We start from the raw sequence: 431 nt of genomic DNA, 5'->3' as shown, positions 1-431 counted from the left end.
CCTCCCCGCCCCGTCGTCGTCCGGCCCGTCGTCCCCGGTCCCGTCGTCCCCGCCGGCGGAGGGCCTGTCCAGCCCGCTGCGACCGCTGCTGCCCACGCCGCTGACCATCACGGCCCGCCTGACCGGCGTCGACTGGGGCACGCAGGTGGAGATCACGTGCGCCTACGCACCCGTCAGCGCGGGGACGTCCTACGACTACGCCCTCGTCGTGACCGACCGCGCGGGCGCGGTGGAGCAGATCGGGACGTGGACCGCGGTGCCGGGGCACGACGCGCGCCTGACCGGGGCCACCGCGCTGCCGCGCGCGCAGATCGCGTCGGTGGAGGTGCGCACGCTGGACGGGACGGCCGTGGCGCGGCTGGACCCGGCCGCCACCTGACGCCGCCCCGGGCGCCGCCGGAGGACGGGCGGCGCCCGGGGCGGCGTCAGGT

The 431-nt window shown here is 79.1% G+C and carries 1 pseudogene; it reads left to right on the top strand.

Annotation, left to right across the window (positions count from 1 at the left end):
- A pseudogene (locus GTR02_RS22155) lies at positions 1 to 379 on the top strand (hypothetical protein); the annotation flags it as partial.
- Positions 380 to 431 lie beyond the last annotated feature (52 nt).

The sequence above is a fragment of the Kineococcus siccus genome, from assembly GCF_009906795.1.
GTDB lineage: Bacteria > Actinomycetota > Actinomycetes > Actinomycetales > Kineococcaceae > Kineococcus > Kineococcus siccus.
This window is presented reverse-complemented; position numbering and strand designations above follow the sequence as displayed.